Origin of the sequence: Haladaptatus sp. DYSN1 (assembly GCF_029489995.1) — an archaeon.
Lineage (GTDB): Archaea > Halobacteriota > Halobacteria > Halobacteriales > Halococcaceae > QDMS2.
On record NZ_CP120470.1, the window covers coordinates 2,191,014 to 2,207,848 of the forward strand.

A 16,835-nucleotide genomic window follows, 5' to 3' on the forward strand; every position below is an offset into this window, starting at 1 on the left:
GTGATAATGGAGTCGGGCACCCTCGCACTTGGCAACCTGAAGGGAGAATTCGACCTGCAATCGACGGTGGAAAGCGGTCAGTCCTACCTGTGGCGACGCGAAGACGGACGGATGTACGAACAGACGCCCGCTTACGGCGGCGAAGCGTGGTACTACACCGTCCTTCCCGGGACCTACGCTGACGGGGACCCAGCCGTCCTGCGCGTCCGCCAGCGCGGGGACAAGCTAGAGTGGGAATCGCAGTTCGACGCCGCGGAGACGCTCGGCCACCTGCTCCGCCTGGACGACGACCTGCCCGCGATTTTCGACGCCATCCCGACAGACCCACTCGTCGACGCGGCCTACGACGCCTACGAGGGGATGCGCCTCGTGCGCGACCCACCGTTCCAGACGCTCATCTCGTTTATCTGCTCTGCGCAGATGCGCGTCGCCCGCATCCATCAGATGCAACTCGGCCTCGCGCGCACCTTCGGCGAGAAAGTCGAGTTCGACGGCCGGGCGTACCACGCGTTCCCAACGCCCGAAGCACTCGCGGGCGCGAGCGAGGCGCAACTTCGCAACCTGAACCTTGGCTACCGCGCACCCTACGTACAACGCTCCGCTGAAATCGTCGCGCAGGGGCTCGCCCATCCCGAAGATGCCGTAGGTCTGGACTACGAGAACGCCCGCGAGGAACTCAAAACGTTCGTCGGTGTGGGGGATAAAGTGGCAGACTGCGTATTGCTGTTCTCACTCGGCTACCTCGAAGCGGTCCCACTCGACACGTGGATTCAATCGGCCATCGCCGACCACTATCCCGACTGCGACCAGGGGAACTACACGAACACGTCGCGGTCCATCCGCGCGCAGTTCGGCGGTGAGTACGCAGGGTACGCCCAGACGTACGTGTTCCACTATCTCCGGACCGGCGGCCCGGCCAACGACGAGTGAGTCCGGACATTTTTGCTCCTCGCGCTTGCACGCATGCACATGCCTGAGCGAACGCGCGCTCACGTGTACGTGACTGGAACCGTACAGGGAGTCTACTACCGTGCAAACACCCGAGACAGAGCGACGGAACTCGGCGTCGACGGCTGGGTGCGAAATCTGGACGACGGCCGCGTCGAAGCCATCTTCGAGGGTGAAAAAGACCGCGTGAAGTCGATGATTGAGTGGTGTTACACCGGCAGTCCGGCCGCCGACGTGACGAGCGTCGAATCCGAGTTCGAGCCACCAGAAGGCCTCGACGGATTCGAAATTAAGCGTTGAGTCGGTATTCGAGCAGCCAGTCGGGTTCCGCCGTGTACTTCCACTCGGCCCACTCCTTGTCGTTGGCGTAGTAGGCGCGATAGGCGTCCACGAGGTCCTCGCGGCAGTACTCCTCGGGCATGCACTGAGGCGGTTCTGTTGGCTCTCGCGCCGGAATGGCGATGCTGTCGCGGTCGATTAACTGAAGCATACGCCAACTCGCATGGGCCTCGTCGTGGCCGAATCGCTCCATGAACTCCTCGTTCAGTGCGCCAGCGAATTCGTAGAGCCGGAGCCAGTTCTCTCGCGAGTGCGAGGCCCACTTCACGGTCGGATGGCCCGTGTGAGTCGGCTGGTATAGAAACGCCTCGTCGTGGCCGTGGGCGCGGAGCGTCGTCGAGAGGATTTGTGCGGCTTCGAGCAGCATCTTGTTCACGTGCTGGTCGCAGTGATAGCGGGCGGCTTTTCGGGGGTCTTCGTCCAACCAGAAGACGTTCACACGCGAGAGGAGGGGCCGGAGGAATTTGACTCCACCGCCCCCGCACGTTTAACCGGGATGGGGAACAACTCCCTGCCATGATTTCGAGCGACCGGATGGCCGCCGTCGACGCGAACGCCGCGGCCCTCGGAGTTCCACAGAAGCAGTTGATGGAGTCGAGTGGCAACGCCGTCGCCCGCGTCGTCAGCGACCTCGTAGCACCCGGGGCAGCCGTCGCCATCGTCGCGGGCCGGGGGAACAACGGCGGTGACGCCTTCGTCGCCGCCCGGTTTCTCGACGAGTACGACGTGACGGTCCACCTCCTCGGCCGCGAGGAGACCATCTCGACCGACATCGCCCGCGAGAACTGGGAAGCCCTGCAAGAAGCGGAGTACGACTCCCGCGAAGTTCGCGACTCGACTGACCTCGACCTCGGAAGCCCCGACCTCATCATCGACGGAATGCTCGGCACGGGCGTGACCGGCGCACTCCGCGAACCCGAGAAATCGGCGGCAGAAGCCATCAACGCTGCCGGCGCGACGGTCGTCTCGGTAGACGTTCCAACGGGCATGGACGCAGATACTGGGTCCTCGGAAGGAATCGCCGTCGGCGCAGACCACGTCGTTACCTTCCACGACATGAAACCCGGCCTCGAGAACTTCCCGAACGTAACAGTCGCGGACATCGGCATTCCGGCAGCCGCCGAACTGTTCGTCGGGCCGGGCGACCTCCAGTCGCTCACGCGCCAGTCGGACAGCCACAAGGGCGACCACGGCGAGGTGCTCGTCGTCGGGGGCGGCCCGTACACCGGTGCGCCCGCACTCTCCGCCCAGTCTGCCCTCCGCGCCGGGGCCGACCTCGTGCGCGTCGCCTGTCCCGAATCAATCGCTCGCGAGATTCAGGGCTACAGCGAGAACCTCATCGTACGGCCCTTCGACGGCGACCAGCTCGAACCCGCCCACGTCGAGTCGCTCCTCGAACTCGCCGCAGACCACGACACCGTCGTATTCGGTCCGGGCCTCGGGAGCGCAGATGAGACGCTTGAGGCCGTCGGTGAGTTCCTCGAATCGCTCGACGGAACCGCCGTCATCGACGCAGACGCCCTGCAAGTCGTTCCGAACGTCGAGACAGAGGCCACACTCATCTGCACGCCCCATCAGGGTGAACTCCAGAAGATGGGCGGGGAAACTGACTCGGACTGGCGCACTCGCAAAGACCTCGTCGCCGATTTCGCCGCCGAACTGGAGCAGACGCTGCTCGTGAAAGGCGCCTACGACGTGATTTCAGACGGCGAGACGATTCGCGTGAATCGAACCGGGAACCCCGGCATGACCGTCGGCGGAACCGGCGATGTCCTCGCGGGTGCGACTGGTGCACTCGCCGCGACGCACGACCCACCACAGGCCGCGGCCATCGCCGCCTACGCGACGGGACGCGCTGGTGATATAGTCGCAGAGGAAAGAGGCTATGGCATGATGGCAACTGACCTACTCTCGAACCTCCCGATTGCGCTCTGGGGTGAGCGCGATGAGTGACGACCTGACCCACACGACCGAAACGGGTGAGGTCCAGATGGTGAACGTCGGGGAGAAACCCGACATCGCCCGCCGCGCCGTCGCGCGCGGTGAGATTCATCTCAAAGCTTCGACTATCGACGCGATTCGTGAAAGCGAAATCGGTAAAGGCGACGTGCTCGCAACCGCCCGCGTCGGCGCGATTCAGGCGGTCAAGCACACATGGGAGACCATCCCGATGTGTCACCAGATTCCGATTACGAACGTGGACACGGAGTTCGACGTGGGAGACGAGAAAATTACGCTGACCGTGGCCGTCGAAACCACCGGCAAAACAGGCTGTGAGATGGAAGCGCTCGAAGGCGTCACCACCGGCCTTAACGTCGTCTGGGACATGGTGAAAGCCGTCGAGAAGGACGAAGACGGCCAGTATCCAGCGACGCAGATTTCGAACGTTCGCGTGCTGGACAAAGAAAAGAAGTCACTGGACTGACCGGAAAGCACTTGCTGGATGGTTGAGGAGTCTGGCGCAATGCAGCCGTCGTCACGCCGGTCGTTTCTCGCTACTGTTGCAGGCGCGAGTGCAGCACTCGCTGGCTGTTCAGCAAATCCACTACCTGAACCCGTATCAGAAGTCTGGAGTGCAGAGATAAGCGGGGGTTCACCGGTCGGCAAACTCGCGTTCACGTCGGACACGGTGGTGACGGGGAGCGAGTACGACGGCCAGGTGCATCTCATCGACCGGGAAACGGGCGACGTCACTGCATCGTACGACTTCGACGATTCGACGCGGCATGGCTCAGCCGTGTGGTTTGGTCCATACGTCGTCGACGACGTCGTCCTCGTCGCCGCGGAACTACGAATCCTGGCGATGGATTTCGACGGGACCGAAGTCTGGGAACGGACGTTCGACGAGACGGAACTCATCGAATTTCACCTGTTCGAGGATATGGCGCTCATCGGGACGAAAGATGGAGCCCTCGAAGCAGTGGCGGCGACGACTGGCGAGCAGGTGTGGGAAAGCGATGCCGTGAGCCATACCGAAATTCGAGATTACGCAACCGACGGAACACGCGCGTTCTTCGCCGCCGTGACCGAGGTCATCGTAATCGACCCGGCAGACGGGAGCAAACTATGGACAAGCGAGGTGGGCCTCGATTCGTTCGTCGGCGCATCCTCGGATGCCGTCGTCGCGGTTGGCGAAGGGTCAGCCACGGCGTTCGACCCGGCGACTGGTGAGCAGGTGTGGGACCGAGAGACGGACTACAATCCCAGTCGGTCGCCGCTCGTCGATTCGCAGGTGTATCTCTGGGGGCAGATTCCCGCGTTTCGCTGGAGTAAAGACCCGGACGGTGCGGGCCCGATGACCGCACTCGACGTAGAAACTGGCGCAGTGCAGTGGCGAAGTGAGGAGCACACCATTCACTTCGTGGACGTCACCGAGGGTAACGTGTATGCCCTTTCGGCGGACGATGCACTCGTCAAGTTCGCCGCCGACGGAACCGAGCAGTGGAGTGCTAACCTCGACAACAGGCCCATCAAACTCACTGTCGTCTCCCAGTCAGAAATGTACGTCTTCGACGACCGGATGGGAACGCTCCGCAGGCTCGAATATTCAGGCTGATTCTGCAACTGGCAGGTCGCCAGCCTTCGAGCGGGACTTTTCGACGATGGCTGGCCGCGCCTCGAAGTCTACGATGACTTGGTCGCCGTAATCCACGTCGTTGACGCGGGCGTTGTCGTGAATCCACGAGACGAGACTCATGGTTTCGTCCGTCATCGGGAGGACGAGGCGCTCGTGTTCGAACGGTGGCAGGGCGCGTTCGATACGGTCGCGCAGGAGGTCCATGTTCAGGTCCTCCTTCGCGCTGATGACGACGGGGTCAGGTGCGAGCGCGGAGAGCGCCTCGATTTTCTCCTGAATCTCCGCCTGTTCGACCGCGTCTGCCTTGTTCAAGACGGTGACGATGGGTGCTTCGTTGCGCTCGTAGAGCGTGTCGTGGCAGGTGACGAGTTTTTCGCGAATGTCCTCGATTGGCTCTGAAACGTCCACGACGAGGAGCACGAGGTCTGCGTGGTACACCGCATCCAGCGTGGATTTGAACGATTCGACCAGCCAGTGGGGGAGGTTGATGATGAACCCAACCGTGTCCGTGACGAGGACGTTTCGCTCCATGTCTGCCCGCCGGGTCGTGGTTCCGAGCGTCGTAAAGAGGCGGTCTTCAGACTCGGCGGTCGCCTCGATGTCGGGGTGTAAGTCGTCGTTTTCGTCGACCTCGATGTCGCGGGCGAGTTGGCGCAGAAGCGTCGATTTACCCGCGTTCGTGTACCCGGCGAGGGCGACGAGGTCGAATCCCGTCTCCCGGCGGTGCTCGCGGCGCTGCTCTTCGCGCTGTTCGATGCGCGAGAGTTCGTCGCGGACGCGGGAAATCTGCGATTTGATGTCACGTTCGCGGTTCTGGTCGTACTCACCGAGTCCCATGAACCCCGGACGCTCGTCGCGCTTTGCGAGGCTGGCTTTTGCTTCCGCTCGCGGCAGTTCGTACCGAAGATTCGCGAGTTCGACCTGCAACTGTGCTTTGCGCGTGCGAGCCCGCTGGCCGAAGATTTCGAGGACGAGTTTGAAGCGGTCTACGACCTCGACACCGTCTGGGAGGCGCTTTCCGAGGTTGAACACCTGATACGGTCCAAGCCGATTGTCGAAAATGACGATGCCGGCTCCCGTCTGGACGACGAGGTCGGCGAGTTCGTCCGCTTTCCCTGAACCGATGTGGAGGGCGACGTCCTGCTCGCGCGTTTGCGTGAGCGTGCCAGCGACAGTGTAGCCGGCCGCTTGCGCGAGGTCACAGATCTCTCCAACATCGGCACTCCCCCGGTCGACGCGTTTGACGATAACGGCCTTCATAGCAGGTCCCCGTCAGCAGCGTCACGGAGCGACGATACACCCGTCTCGATGCGGTACGACACCACATCGTGGTCCAACTTATCGACGGCGGACCACCTCCGCTGTTCTCCTGACGTTCATGCCCGCCTGTATGCGCCCTCGCATCTTCAATGTCACGGCGTACCACCCGCGGTGACCGACGTGGAACCGGCCCATTCAGGACAAAAGTCTTAACAGTTACGTGCGGAGTGTGGGGTATGGTGGATATCAACCTCCAACAACTCGGCATCGAAGCCGGGGGTGGTGCCCTCATCGGGGCGATAATCGGCTTTGCGGCCAAGAAGGTGGCAAAGCTCATCGCCGTCATCATCGGCCTCGAACTTGCCCTGTTCAAATTCTTAGAATCGCGCCAGATTCTCACCGTCGACTGGGAGCGACTCACCGCCGGTTTCGTCAAGGTCGGCGAGGAAGCCACGTCTGCGACCCCGCCGTCGTGGCTCACGTCGATTCTCGAAACGCTCTCGGTTGGAGCCGCCTTCACCGCCGGCTTCCTCCTTGGCTTCCGCAAAGGATAGGCCCAATCCCCGCTTTTTCGAACTCAGTTCTCGACAGCCTCGCGTTCGACACGAATCGACCCGGAGAGTTCCTGGCCCGACGGCGGGGCGAGGGTCAGTCCCGCCTCTTCGAACCGACGTTTCAACTCGCGTCTGAAGTCAGAGCGAATCGTCGCGACGTTGCTCCGTGCGGGGTCGTCCACCCAGAACTCAGCCTGGAGGGTGATGGCGTTCGCTCCGAGGTCGGTGATGCGCGAGTTCGGAGCCGGGTCCGAGAGTGCCTGTGGCTGATTCGCCGCCACCTGCTGTAGCGCCAAGAGTGCCTGTTCTGTGTCCTCGTTGTACGGGACGAACGCCCGCTCGGTGACGCGAAACGTCGCCCGACCGAACGGACGCGTGAGCGAGTTGGTCGTGAGTTCGGTGTTCGGGACGGTTATCGTCTCGTTGTTCGCGGTCCGAATCCGCGTCACCCGAAAGTCGACCGCCTCTATGGTGCCTGCCCCGCCCGACCACGAAATCCAGTCGCCGACGTTGAAATCGGGGTCCGCGACGAGGAACATGCCACTGATGAGCGACCCGAACACCTCCTGACCGGAGATACCGAGCAAGAAGGTGAGCGCAGCGATGATGACCGCAGACCCGGTGAGAACGTCCCCGTGTCCGGCAGCGATGATGCCCGTGAAGATGGCGAGGAGCGCGAAGGCGACCTTGAGGTACGTCTCGACTGCCGTCTCGATAGTCGGGTTGTTGTGATTGCGCGCCCTGACGACCCGAAGGATGAGCGGTGAGAGGAGAATTCTGCCGACGAAATAGACGATTGTCGCTCCGACGAGGAACGCGACGATTTCGGCGAGAACCTCCTGGTAATCTGCGAGTGCTGTGGGCAGTCCGAAGGGAGCCCCGAATTGACCGAACATGTCACAGACTCAGCAGTCAGGCTGTAAAAAGGCGATTGCCGAGGCGACCCTGTCTGTCGTTTTCAGGCTCCTTTCGGCTCCGTGTTTCAGGTCGCTCTCGCTACCGCGTTTTTATGTCGTCTTCGTCCTTTATTATCTGGGTCTCTGCTTCCCCGCTCGACAGTTCGTTTACCAGGCTGTAGAAGTCGTTTTGCAACCCTGCAGGGAAGGTCAGGACGCCGACCCACGAGCCGTCGTTTTGCCACTCCTCGCGGTCTAAGTCGCCGAACTTCCGGATGCGAGCCTGTGCGCTGCCTGCGTACTGGGCCGGAATCTTCGCCGCGATGGTGACCGTGTCGAAGCGAATCGGGATGACTGGGCGCAGCGCCTCGAGGGCGTCTTCGACCTGGTTTTCGACGCGCTCCATCGGGTCGACCTTGAATCCCGCCTGCTCCAAGGCCTTCTCGATGCGGTCTGGCGGGTGGGGGGCGTCGTCCATCTGCGGGTTGATGGCGTTGCGGGCGATGGTCGCGATGAGCTGTTTGCGCTTCTGTTCTTGCATCTCCCGGCGCTGCTCTGCGGTAATCTGTATCTCACCGCGTTTGATGACCTCGGGGATGATTTCCATCGGGTCTGTCGTCCCGAAGGCCTTCTCGAGGTCCTCTTCTGCCGGTCGGTCGCCTCGGGAGGCGTCCTCGAACACGTCGTCTGCGGCGATGACGTCTTCCAGGTCACCCTTGAATTCGTCGCGTTTGATAGCGAGGGCGGCGTCTGGGTCTACGAGAACTTCGAATCGAGCACCGTGCGATTCGAGCCGAGCGGTGACGGCCTCGTCAAGTGAAATCATGGTGCAATATAGTACAGCACGGGTAAAGGGTGTTGTCCTCATTCGGGGTGAAAATTGGCCGAGAGCAGTGGCTCCGGGAAGCGAGCCAGAAAAGAACGAGACGGGGTTATTCCTCGTCGGTGGAGGTGTCGAGGAGGTCGAGTTCGGTCAGGTAGGATTCGACCGACTCGTCGTCGAGTTCGGCGAAGTCCTCGTCGAGGGAGATGGTGGCGACACCGATACCCTCTGGACGGAGTTTGCCGTCGTTGACCTGTGCGAGTGCGCGAAGCGCGAGACCGACGCCGGCGTCTAAGTCCATGTCATCTGCGTAGTTCGCTTCGAGGAAGTCCTGAATCTCGCCGCGGTCTGCGCCGACGGCGAGGGCTTTCCACTCGTACGGCGTGCCGGAGGGGTCCGTCTCGTAGAGACGTGGGCGGCCGTTCTCGATGCCGCCGATGATGAGCGCGACGCCGAACGGGCGTGCGCCACCGACCTGCGTGTACTGCTGGATGTGGTCGGTGACTTCCTTCGTCAGCGTCTCGACGCCGATTGGCTCGCCGTAGCGCAGTTGGTTGATCTGCGCCTGGCGGCGGGCGAAGTCGATGAGCTGGCGAGCGTCTGCGACGTGCCCGGCGCTCGCGATGCCGATGTGGTCGTCGGCCTTGTGAATCTTTTCGACGCTAGTGCGCTCCATGAGCGGCGAGCGAATGCGCTTGTCGACTGCGAGCACGATGCCGTCCGTCGTCCGGACACCGATGCTCGCCGTCCCTCGCTTGACCGCCTCACGGGCGTACTCGACCTGGTAGAGGCGTCCGTCCGGGGAGAAAATCGTAATTCCGCGGTCGTATGCCTGCTGTTGGGCTTGTCCCTGCATGTAGTATCACTCGAGATCGAGTTCTGTCGCCCCAACAAACGCGCCATCTAACCGCACGTCGACCCGGGAACCCCGTTCGACGGCGGTTGCGTCTGCGCCTGCGAAGACGACTTTTCTCTGTGTCGGTTTTACCCTTCGGCGACCTATATACTTTTCTTCACAAGCACGCACCGTCCCACTGATTCCGGCGACGCGTACGCCCACCGATTCGCCATCGATTTCGTGGAGGCACGCAAGCGCCGCTCGGGCACGGTCCTCCTCCCCGCGGCGTGTCCTGACGATGGCGTGGCCGATTCCGTCGTCGAACGCAAAGCGAATCACCTTCATGTCCAGGTCCGCCCCGCCGGGGTCGCCGTGGAGGTTCTGGGCGGCGTACCAGACGTGACGCTGGAACGTCCGCCGGTCGAGACGCGCATCCGGCCACGTTTCGAGGTGGACGGCGAGGTAGCGCCACCGGGGGCGGATGTGCTTTGGCAAGTGCTTCATTCTGAGACCTCCTCGTAGCGCCCGCGGCGGACGCCGGGTTCGATGAAGTCCGCACGCTGGACCTCGCGATTGTGCGCCACAATCTCCCCCCACTCCGTGAGACCGCGTTCGACCTGGTCGCGCGAGAAGCCAATCGCCTCCCCGAGTGCGACGAGTTCGCGGGGAGCGCGGAGTTCGAGGTGGGTGTGCGGGTCACCGCTCACGACGAACGGGGCGTCGTAGTACTCGACGAGTTCGCGCAGTTTTCTGAGATTCTGGAGCGCCTGCACGCGGGGGCCGCCGTGGCGGCGAAGCACGTCGCCAAAGTTGAATTCGAGACGGACGTTGTTTCGGGCGGCCGCTTTCGCGAGGACGTGGTTCACGTCGCCGCGCCCGGCCATCGGGTGGGCGAGGACGTCCACGCGCTCTTGCTCGCACGCGAAGCGGTTCACCTTCGTCGACCCACCGTGGACGACGAGCAGCGTCTTCTTCGGGCGGTAGTTCCCGACGTGACCGCTCGCCTGTGCGGGGTTGTCGGCGCGAATTTCGATTGCCTCGACGACGTCGATGCCGGTCGCTTCGCTCAGGGCAGGTGCGTCGAACGTGACGTCTGCGTCGCCGTGATTACGAACGACGATGCCGTCGTAGCCGTACGTCGCTGCCGTGGTGGCGAATCTGGCGACCGTGCTGTCGCCGTCGGGGTGTGCGTGAACTGCTTCGTACATGTAAGCCTCTGGCGCTGTCACTCACGGGTTTCGTGCCACGGCGAATAAAAGGAGCGACCCGGCGGCCGCGTCAGTGAGACGAAAAGCCGTCGATAACCCCGCCGCAGTCCGGACAGGAAACCAACTCGGATCCGGTCGTCTTTCGCCCGCCACCCGTTCGCGTCGATGTTCGGCTCCTGGTTCCGCTCAACTCAGAATTACAGTACGGACAGGCTTGCATTCGATGATGCCTCTTTCCAATCGACACGGGCCATCCCCATAAGCATTGTTACTAGGTAACATGGGCCACGTTTCTGCCCCGGTTAGATTGCTTCGCGGATGATTTCGACTGCTTTCTCCTTTTTCGCCGGGTAGGCTTCGACCTTTCCACGAAGCGAGATGCCCTCGCCAAGTTTGGTGACGCCCTTGAACGCCGCCTGCTTGTCGAGATGGATGAAAAACGAGCAGTTGTCGTCTACGCGTTGGTCGATTTCAACGCGAACCTGGTCTAAGTTTTCGAGCGTGGCAAGCCGGTCTAAGACGACGCGAACGTCGTCTGCGTTCTCGACGCGAGCCGAGAGGATGACGATTCGGTCGCCGTGGTGGCCCTTCGTCTCCATTCGTTCGAGTTCGAACTCAGCGGGGAGAAACGATTGGAGGGCATCTGTCACGCGCTTTTCGTCCTCCGTCGCGTAGCAAAACGTCCGGAGGTCGATGTAGTGAAACGGAACCTTCGACATGGCCGAGCGTTGGCCCCGCGTCGGTAAAAAGCGTCGTACTCGTCGCCAGAAGGTCTTACTCTTCGAGTGCTTCGAGGGAATCCTCTGCGATTCCCTGTTCCTGCCCCTCGTCGAACATCACGGTGTACGTCGCGCCACCGAACATGTTCTCTACGACCTGGCTGATGGTGCCGGACTGGCCGTCGAATTCGCTGTGCTTGTCGTGCAGGATGACTTGGTCACCTTCGTCGAAACTCATAGCCGGTTTAGAACTGAGCGGCGTAAAAATGTCGTGGTTCCAGTCAGTTTTCGACCCACGGCGCGATGCGGTCCGTCCAGTTGCGGTGACTCACCAGCGCCACCGAATCCTGTCAGGAGCCACTAACTCCACAATCCACGGTAGTTATCTGTATTCTTACTATTTGCTGTAACTAATTCATAATAAATCGCCAACGGCGGGTGAATCGGACAGCGTCGACCAAGGTTATAAACATCGGCGGACCCAACTCCCAGGTTGTAATGAGGAATTCATAGTGAGTGAACACTGGGAAAGCGTACAGTTTGTCGTGAGTTCGACACATCGAACGGAAGTGTTATGTCACCTCTTTGAAAAAGGCCCGGCGCTTCCATCAGAGATTTCTGACTCCACAGACAGACCGCTTCCCCACATCTCGCGCAGCATTGCCGAACTGCGGGAAAATAACCTCGTAACCCTGTTGGTCCCGGAGGAAACCCAGAAGGGGCGACTCTACGGCCTCACCGGGGACGGAAAAGAGATAATCTGGGAGGTGTACCGCAAGAACCAGGACATCTCGTTCGAGTTCGTCGATGCAGCCGGGTTCCCCTACCACGACCTCCTCGAGTATCTGCTCACGAACGTCGACGACGAGTTGCGCGGGGTCGTCGCCTACACCCAGGACGGCGTCTCCGTCTACTCACACACGCCTGCAGTGCTGGAGGAATACACGAACGGGCAACCGACAGAGACCATCACGGAAGTGGCAAACGAAGTTCTCACCGACGAACGCGAACCAGCCACAGAAACCGTCGGTGACCTCAATTACACCGTCCAGGGATACGACGAACTGACGCTGTTACGGCTTCCTGTCGCGGACAAACAACAGGTGCTCGTAACCTTCGCCGACTCCTATCAACTGCGTCTGCCAGAAGTCGCGACGCAGTGTCGCAGTTACCTCCCGTAGGCTCTCGAAGCTTTATACCGGTGGCCACTCGAATACAGAGCAATGACTGACACGATTCGTCTCTGCTGTGCGGTGTCTCTCGCGGTTACTGCTGGTCGGCTGGGCCGCGGGAAGCCATGAGTCGCGTCGACGACCTCTGGTTTCTCTCGTCGAACGCAAACCAGCGAGCGGCACAGGCCTATCACCGCCTGACCGACGCGTACGACGGGTACATCGAGCACGCTCGCACCCGGACTGTGTCCCGCGACCGATTTCGAACGCTCGCGACGCGCATCGCCCGGTGTGGCGCCCCGTACGGCGCACACACCATCGTGTACCAACCCTGTGGGAAGCTCCTGCTCTGTCGCCACGAGGGCGTCGACCTGTGGGTGCTCCCGGGCGGCGAAATCGACCCCGGCGAATCGTTTCTCGAAGCCGCACGACGCGAACTCGCAGAAGAAGCGGGCGTCGAAGCGACCTACGACGGGCTTGCACTCGTCACGAAAATCACGGTGCGCTGTGGAGGCTACGAGACGTGGGGCGTCCTCCCGGTGTTCGCAGCGCGGGCGGAGACGACGAACCCCGAGGTGTGTGACCCAGACGACGAAATCTCGGATGTGAAGTGGTTCGACGCGATTCCAACCGATACCCGCGACCGGGAGGAGTTAGTCTCCTGGCGCGAGCGTTCACTGTCCGTGTGAGACGCCCTCTCTGTCCTCTGCTTTCATCCGCCTGAGTGCCGCCGTCGCGTTCGAGGCGTCGTATCCGAAGTAGACGTTGTTGGCGTAGGCGTCGGCCACGTCCGTCGCGTGAATCAGGTTGTCGATGTCCACGTCCACCGCGTAGAGTTCGACGCTGAAGGGCGTCGCGAGGAGGTCGAGAAAGCCCGTCACGATGATTTCGAGCCAGTAGGTCGTCGAGTAGGCCATGTCGTAGAGCGGGACGACGAACTCGTCTACGTATTCTGCGAGCGCCTCCACGTCGAGCCCCGCCCGGCGATAGAGGTGGCCCGGATACGGGTCGGGATAGAGCGTGAGGTACACCTTGCCCGGAATTCGCTCGGTGGCCTCCGCGACGAACTCCGTTATCACGGATGCACGCCACTCGTTTCGGTCCTCGTAGTCGCTTTCTGCGAACAGGCGGTTGCACCGCTCGCAGTGGCAGTAGCCCTCTCGCGGGAAGCCCACGTCGTCCAGGCGGACGTCCTCGTTTTCCTCGACGCAGTCGTCGATGATTTCGAGAAGACCAGCCCGATACTTCTCGTTTGTCGGGCAGATGTACGCCCAGTCGAAGTACGGCTGGTCCCGGGTGGCGAGGTCGCCCTCCTCGTTGATCGGAACGAGGTCCGGGTTGCCGTTCGCGGCGGCGTTGTCGCCGAAACAGGACACCATGTTGATGGCGTTTGCCAGCGGCGGGGCGGCCCGCCCGGTCACGTCTTTGACCTCGTAGAATGCGCGGTCGAACTCGGGGATGTCGACCTCCGATGCGTTTCGTGTGACGACGCCGAACATACCGAGAGGTAGTCGGGTACAGGGGTAAGTGATTCGAAAACGGCGGGTGGTTACTTCTTCAGGACGACCTTGAAGAGCAGTGCGACGGCGAGCAGGGCGAACAGGAACTTGACTTTTCGAGCCATACCTAATGTTCGCAAACGCAGAATAAAATAGTTCGGGCGTCGGACGAATCCGCCTGAACCGGGCGCGTGCTCGCCGCGGACGAGGTTACTCGCTCGCGATGTGGGACGCGATATTGTCCCGCACGATGGTTTCGCAGTAATTACAGCGAACTGCGTCGTCGAGGACGGTAAACCGGGTCTTGACGGGTTCGCGCTCGTTGGTGATACACGATGGGTTCGGGCATTCGAGGACGCCCTCGACGGACCCCGGTCGCTCGACGCGGTGTTTGCGTTCGACCTCGTAGTCGCGGATGATGTTGATGCTCGCCATCGGTGCGATGAGCGAGATGACGTCCACTTCTTCCTGACTGAGTTCCCGACTCTCGACCTTCACGATGTCCTTGCGGCCGAGGCGGTCTGACGGAACGTTCATCCCAACGCTCACGGCCTCGCCCGTCGAGCCGTCGATGCCGAGGATGGCGAGCACGTTGAGCGCCTGCCCACCGGGGATGTGGTCGATGACGGTGCCGCTTTTGATTTTGCTGACGCGAAGTTCGTGTTCACTCATGGTCTAACATCATGTCGAGCAGCGCCATGCGAACGGGGATGCCGTTGTGGGCCTGCTCGAAGTAGTTCGCAAAGTCGGTCTCGTCTACGTCCGGGGCGATTTCGTCCACGCGAGGCAGCGGGTGCATGACGATGCAGTCGTCCTTGGCCGCTTCGAGGAGTTCCGCGTCGATTTGGTACTGCCCGGCGACCGCCCGGTACTCGCTCTCGTCGGGGAACCGCTCGCGCTGAATGCGCGTCACGTAGAGCACGTCGAGGCTCGGTAAAATCCCTGCGAGGTCGGTGTGTTCCTTGACGTTCGCGCCCGCCTCGTGGAGGTCGTAGCGCACCCGGCGTGGGAGTTTCAGGCTCTCGGGGCTGATGAAGTGCTGGCTCGCGTCCACCTGCGTGAGCGCGTGGGCAAGCGAGTGGACCGTCCGCCCGTACTTCAGGTCGCCCATGATGCCCACGGTCAGGTCGTCGAACCCGACGTTCTTGCGGATGGTGTAGAGGTCGAGGAGCGTCTGGGTCGGGTGCTGGCCGGCCCCATCGCCCGCGTTGATGAGCGGAACGTCTACGAACTCCGCGGCCATCGTCGCCGCCCCCTGGCTTGGGTGGCGGAGCACGATTGCGTCGGCGTAGCCCTCGATGACGCGCACCGTGTCCGCGAGGGTTTCACCCTTCTTTACGCTCGACGCTTCGACCGAACCCATGTCGATGACGTCGCCGCCGAGGCGCTTCATCGCCGTCTCGAAGCTGAGGCGGGTCCGGGTACTGGGTTCGTAGAAAAGCAGTGCGAGGAGTTTGTCGGTGTGTCGGTCGGCGAACGCTGCGGGGTCGTCGTCGATTGCAGCCGCGTGGTCGAGAACGGCCTCGATGTCCGCCCGCGACAGCTGTTTCGCGCTGACGAGCTGGTCCTTCCACATCATCATAGAGGCTGACGCCAGCACTCTTGAAACTCCCGACACCCGCCGAAGGTTCAAGTAGGAACACGGAACCAGACGAGCACATGCTCGCCGTCGCGGGAGGCAAAGGAAGCTGTGGAAAGACGACGACGACGCTCGGACTGGCTCGCGCACTCGCTCGCCACGGCCACGACGTCGTCGCGGTGGATACTGACACCGCCATGCCGAACCTCCACGCCGTCGCCGACGTAGACCGGGAACCCGGCCTGCCAGCGCTCGAAAGAGGTGCGACCCTCCAGGCGGCGAGTCATCCACTGCCCGAGGACCCCGCGTCTCCGAATCGTACCCGCCGGCAAACCGGGCGCGGCGCACAGCCTCAACAGGGCGCTCTCGCGCCTGCCGGACGCGGGATGCACGCTTCTCGACTGTCCGGCGGGTGCGGGGAACGCGGCGGCTACGCCGCTTCGCCACGCAAACGCTCCTCGTTTCGACGTGCAATCCGGCGAGTCTCCGTGACGCCGCCAAAACCGCCGCCATGGCCCGAGCGCTCGACGCGCCCCCCATTGGCGTAGTGCTCACGCGCTGTGAGACGACGCCGGACGGAATCGACCGACTCCTCCAGTGTGACGTGCTCGCCGCACTCGATTTGGACGCGGCGTCGGAGACACAGAATCGCCAGAAAGCGAAGGTGTTCGACCGGCTCGTTTCCCGGACAGTACTGGGGAACACTTAATTCGGTGGAATTGGTATGTTCGGGTATGTCGAAGCGGCTGCCAACCGGAATCGACGTACTTGACCGGAAGCTTGGCGGCGGGATTCCGGCAGGGAGCGTCGTCGCCCTGACCGCGAGCCCAGCGAGTCAGGCGGAGCTCTTCCTCTACGAGCTCACCGCTGGCAGACGAACGCTCTATCTCACGCTCGACCGGACGGAGCAGGCGGTCTCAGACAGCATCAAGAACACGACGGCACGCACCGGGAAACCGACGGTACGATACGTTTCCGGCGACGCGCCGCTCGACCGGGCTGGACAGATGATAAAGAGCCTGCCAGAGGAGTCGAACCTCATCATCGACCCGGTCAACATCCTCGAAGAGCAGGAGGCCCCCCGCTATCGGAACTTCCTGAACGAGTTGCAAAATCACATCTACAACACCGGAAGCCTCGCCGTCCTTCACGCACTGGAAGGCAGAAACGTCCCCGAACTTCGGGACACCACCGAACACATGGTGGACGTCATCTTCCAACTGGAGACGAAGGTGCAGGGCGACCAAATCGTGAACCGACTCGCCATTCCGAAGTTCCGCGGTGGCGCGGCACTGCCGGAGACGGTGAAGCTCCAGCTTTCAGAGCGCGTCGCCATCGACACCAGCCGGGACATCGCCTGAGGCGACTGCGCGTTTCTCCTCGTTGCCTGTGCCGCAAAGCCTGCGGCTCGTCGCGTGAAAAT

23 protein-coding genes are annotated in these 16,835 nt (G+C 62.1%); 11 read left to right on the forward strand and 12 right to left on the reverse strand.

Annotated elements, in window-relative coordinates; genetic code table 11:
• The first annotated feature begins 6 nt into the window (after positions 1–6).
• Both P0648_RS11695 and P0648_RS11700 read left to right on the forward strand, forming a co-directional pair.
• Complete coding sequence (locus tag P0648_RS11695; RefSeq protein ID WP_277504074.1) at positions 7–930, forward strand: DNA-3-methyladenine glycosylase; 924 nt, start codon at positions 7–9, stop codon at positions 928–930.
• A gap of 39 nt (positions 931–969) precedes the next feature.
• Entirely contained in the window at positions 970–1,248 is a 279-nt protein-coding gene (locus P0648_RS11700) for an acylphosphatase (protein WP_276247072.1), read from the forward strand.
• Here P0648_RS11700 and P0648_RS11705 read toward each other — a convergent pair.
• Positions 1,238–1,726: a hypothetical protein gene (locus P0648_RS11705; RefSeq protein ID WP_277504075.1), complete on the reverse strand. Its 489-nt coding sequence runs from the start codon at positions 1,724–1,726 to the stop codon at positions 1,238–1,240. The genes P0648_RS11700 and P0648_RS11705 overlap by 11 nt on opposite strands.
• Positions 1,727–1,803: 77 nt before the next feature.
• Between P0648_RS11705 and P0648_RS11710 the strand changes: the two genes are divergently transcribed.
• From P0648_RS11710 to P0648_RS11720, 3 genes are read left to right on the forward strand one after another with little or no spacing between them, the layout of a single operon-like run.
• Positions 1,804–3,240 carry an NAD(P)H-hydrate dehydratase gene (locus P0648_RS11710; protein WP_277504077.1) on the forward strand — a complete coding sequence of 479 codons (1,437 nt, stop codon included), beginning with the start codon at positions 1,804–1,806 and terminating at the stop codon, positions 3,238–3,240.
• Positions 3,233–3,712, forward strand: coding sequence for a cyclic pyranopterin monophosphate synthase MoaC (moaC, locus tag P0648_RS11715; RefSeq protein ID WP_276247069.1), 480 nt, complete (start codon positions 3,233–3,235; stop codon positions 3,710–3,712). The genes P0648_RS11710 and moaC overlap by 8 nt, the downstream gene beginning before the upstream one ends.
• A 39-nt stretch (positions 3,713–3,751) precedes the next feature.
• Positions 3,752–4,843 (forward strand): PQQ-binding-like beta-propeller repeat protein, encoded by a 1,092-nt coding sequence (locus P0648_RS11720; protein WP_276247068.1) that lies wholly within the window; start codon positions 3,752–3,754, stop codon positions 4,841–4,843.
• Here the strand turns inward: P0648_RS11720 and hflX are convergent.
• Positions 4,835–6,124, reverse strand: coding sequence for a GTPase HflX (gene hflX / locus P0648_RS11725; RefSeq protein WP_277504081.1), 1,290 nt, complete (start codon positions 6,122–6,124; stop codon positions 4,835–4,837). The two genes, P0648_RS11720 and hflX, sit on opposite strands and share 9 nt — an antisense overlap.
• Positions 6,125–6,360: 236 nt before the next feature.
• On the opposite strand from hflX, the gene P0648_RS11730 reads away from it, so the two are divergent.
• Complete coding sequence (locus tag P0648_RS11730; RefSeq protein ID WP_276247066.1) at positions 6,361–6,678, forward strand: FUN14 domain-containing protein; 318 nt, start codon at positions 6,361–6,363, stop codon at positions 6,676–6,678.
• 23 nt (positions 6,679–6,701) lie between these two features.
• Here P0648_RS11730 and P0648_RS11735 read toward each other — a convergent pair whose 3' ends face one another.
• From P0648_RS11735 to P0648_RS11765, 7 genes are all read right to left on the reverse strand, one after another.
• Positions 6,702–7,574: a mechanosensitive ion channel family protein gene (locus tag P0648_RS11735; RefSeq protein ID WP_276247065.1), complete on the reverse strand. Its 873-nt coding sequence runs from the start codon at positions 7,572–7,574 to the stop codon at positions 6,702–6,704.
• A gap of 100 nt (positions 7,575–7,674) precedes the next feature.
• Positions 7,675–8,400, reverse strand: a complete 726-nt coding sequence (locus P0648_RS11740; RefSeq protein ID WP_276247064.1) for a ribosome assembly factor SBDS — start codon at positions 8,398–8,400, stop codon at positions 7,675–7,677.
• Between the two features lie 106 nt (positions 8,401–8,506).
• Entirely contained in the window at positions 8,507–9,253 is a 747-nt protein-coding gene (psmA, locus tag P0648_RS11745; RefSeq protein WP_276247063.1) for an archaeal proteasome endopeptidase complex subunit alpha, read from the reverse strand.
• Positions 9,254–9,259: 6 nt separating this feature from the next.
• Positions 9,260–9,739, reverse strand: coding sequence for an Rpp14/Pop5 family protein (locus P0648_RS11750; RefSeq protein WP_277504082.1), 480 nt, complete (start codon positions 9,737–9,739; stop codon positions 9,260–9,262).
• Positions 9,736–10,443, reverse strand: a complete 708-nt coding sequence (locus P0648_RS11755; RefSeq protein WP_276248470.1) for an RNase P subunit p30 family protein — start codon at positions 10,441–10,443, stop codon at positions 9,736–9,738. Before P0648_RS11755 ends, P0648_RS11750 begins: the two co-directional genes overlap by 4 nt.
• A gap of 302 nt (positions 10,444–10,745) precedes the next feature.
• A complete protein-coding gene (locus P0648_RS11760) occupies positions 10,746–11,162 on the reverse strand; it encodes an RNA-binding protein (protein WP_276247061.1) in 417 nt (138 codons plus the stop codon).
• Positions 11,163–11,217: 55 nt separating this feature from the next.
• The gene (locus P0648_RS11765) at positions 11,218–11,400 is read right to left on the reverse strand and encodes a DUF1918 domain-containing protein (protein WP_276247060.1); all 183 of its coding nucleotides are present in this window, start codon (positions 11,398–11,400) and stop codon (positions 11,218–11,220) included.
• Between the two features lie 457 nt (positions 11,401–11,857).
• Here P0648_RS11765 and P0648_RS11770 point away from each other — a divergent pair, with 457 nt between their 5' ends.
• Both P0648_RS11770 and P0648_RS11775 read left to right on the forward strand, forming a co-directional pair.
• Positions 11,858–12,343, forward strand: coding sequence for a hypothetical protein (locus P0648_RS11770; RefSeq protein WP_276247059.1), 486 nt, complete (start codon positions 11,858–11,860; stop codon positions 12,341–12,343).
• A gap of 116 nt (positions 12,344–12,459) precedes the next feature.
• The gene (locus P0648_RS11775) at positions 12,460–13,023 is read left to right on the forward strand and encodes an NUDIX hydrolase (protein ID WP_277504084.1); all 564 of its coding nucleotides are present in this window, start codon (positions 12,460–12,462) and stop codon (positions 13,021–13,023) included.
• On the opposite strand, the gene P0648_RS11780 is transcribed toward P0648_RS11775, so the two are convergent.
• The 3 genes from P0648_RS11780 to pyrB form a co-directional block, all read right to left on the reverse strand.
• Entirely contained in the window at positions 13,009–13,833 is an 825-nt protein-coding gene (locus P0648_RS11780) for a hypothetical protein (RefSeq protein ID WP_277504085.1), read from the reverse strand. The two genes, P0648_RS11775 and P0648_RS11780, sit on opposite strands and share 15 nt — an antisense overlap.
• A gap of 210 nt (positions 13,834–14,043) precedes the next feature.
• Positions 14,044–14,505, reverse strand: a complete 462-nt coding sequence (gene pyrI, locus P0648_RS11785; RefSeq protein WP_276247056.1) for an aspartate carbamoyltransferase regulatory subunit — start codon at positions 14,503–14,505, stop codon at positions 14,044–14,046.
• Positions 14,498–15,409, reverse strand: a complete 912-nt coding sequence (gene pyrB / locus P0648_RS11790; protein WP_277505876.1) for an aspartate carbamoyltransferase — start codon at positions 15,407–15,409, stop codon at positions 14,498–14,500. The genes pyrI and pyrB overlap by 8 nt, the downstream gene beginning before the upstream one ends.
• 83 nt (positions 15,410–15,492) lie before the next feature.
• Between pyrB and P0648_RS11795 the strand changes: the two genes are divergently transcribed.
• From P0648_RS11795 to P0648_RS11805, 3 genes are read left to right on the forward strand one after another with little or no spacing between them, the layout of a single operon-like run.
• A complete protein-coding gene (locus P0648_RS11795) occupies positions 15,493–15,960 on the forward strand; it encodes a ParA family protein (protein WP_276247055.1) in 468 nt (155 codons plus the stop codon).
• On the forward strand, positions 15,960–16,121 hold the full coding sequence (locus P0648_RS11800; protein ID WP_277504088.1) for a hypothetical protein: 162 nt from the start codon (positions 15,960–15,962) through the stop codon (positions 16,119–16,121). Before P0648_RS11795 ends, P0648_RS11800 begins: the two co-directional genes overlap by 1 nt.
• A gap of 25 nt (positions 16,122–16,146) precedes the next feature.
• Entirely contained in the window at positions 16,147–16,773 is a 627-nt protein-coding gene (locus tag P0648_RS11805) for a transcriptional regulator (RefSeq protein WP_276247053.1), read from the forward strand.
• Positions 16,774–16,835: the final 62 nt, after the last annotated feature.

Coding starts and splice junctions, on each gene's coding strand:
- P0648_RS11695 (WP_277504074.1), top strand. CDS start 7: ATGGAGTCGGGCACCCTCGCACTTGGCAACCTGAAGGGAGAATTCGAC.
- P0648_RS11700 (WP_276247072.1), top strand. CDS start 970: ATGCCTGAGCGAACGCGCGCTCACGTGTACGTGACTGGAACCGTACAG.
- P0648_RS11710 (WP_277504077.1), top strand. CDS start 1,804: ATGATTTCGAGCGACCGGATGGCCGCCGTCGACGCGAACGCCGCGGCC.
- moaC (WP_276247069.1), top strand. CDS start 3,233: ATGAGTGACGACCTGACCCACACGACCGAAACGGGTGAGGTCCAGATG.
- P0648_RS11720 (WP_276247068.1), top strand. CDS start 3,752: ATGCAGCCGTCGTCACGCCGGTCGTTTCTCGCTACTGTTGCAGGCGCG.
- hflX (WP_277504081.1), bottom strand. CDS start 6,124: ATGAAGGCCGTTATCGTCAAACGCGTCGACCGGGGGAGTGCCGATGTT.
- P0648_RS11730 (WP_276247066.1), top strand. CDS start 6,361: ATGGTGGATATCAACCTCCAACAACTCGGCATCGAAGCCGGGGGTGGT.
- P0648_RS11735 (WP_276247065.1), bottom strand. CDS start 7,574: ATGTTCGGTCAATTCGGGGCTCCCTTCGGACTGCCCACAGCACTCGCA.
- P0648_RS11740 (WP_276247064.1), bottom strand. CDS start 8,400: ATGATTTCACTTGACGAGGCCGTCACCGCTCGGCTCGAATCGCACGGT.
- psmA (WP_276247063.1), bottom strand. CDS start 9,253: ATGCAGGGACAAGCCCAACAGCAGGCATACGACCGCGGAATTACGATT.
- P0648_RS11750 (WP_277504082.1), bottom strand. CDS start 9,739: ATGAAGCACTTGCCAAAGCACATCCGCCCCCGGTGGCGCTACCTCGCC.
- P0648_RS11755 (WP_276248470.1), bottom strand. CDS start 10,443: ATGTACGAAGCAGTTCACGCACACCCCGACGGCGACAGCACGGTCGCC.
- P0648_RS11760 (WP_276247061.1), bottom strand. CDS start 11,162: ATGTCGAAGGTTCCGTTTCACTACATCGACCTCCGGACGTTTTGCTAC.
- P0648_RS11765 (WP_276247060.1), bottom strand. CDS start 11,400: ATGAGTTTCGACGAAGGTGACCAAGTCATCCTGCACGACAAGCACAGC.
- P0648_RS11775 (WP_277504084.1), top strand. CDS start 12,460: ATGAGTCGCGTCGACGACCTCTGGTTTCTCTCGTCGAACGCAAACCAG.
- P0648_RS11780 (WP_277504085.1), bottom strand. CDS start 13,833: ATGTTCGGCGTCGTCACACGAAACGCATCGGAGGTCGACATCCCCGAG.
- pyrI (WP_276247056.1), bottom strand. CDS start 14,505: ATGAGTGAACACGAACTTCGCGTCAGCAAAATCAAAAGCGGCACCGTC.
- pyrB (WP_277505876.1), bottom strand. CDS start 15,409: ATGTGGAAGGACCAGCTCGTCAGCGCGAAACAGCTGTCGCGGGCGGAC.
- P0648_RS11795 (WP_276247055.1), top strand. CDS start 15,493: ATGCTCGCCGTCGCGGGAGGCAAAGGAAGCTGTGGAAAGACGACGACG.
- P0648_RS11805 (WP_276247053.1), top strand. CDS start 16,147: ATGTCGAAGCGGCTGCCAACCGGAATCGACGTACTTGACCGGAAGCTT.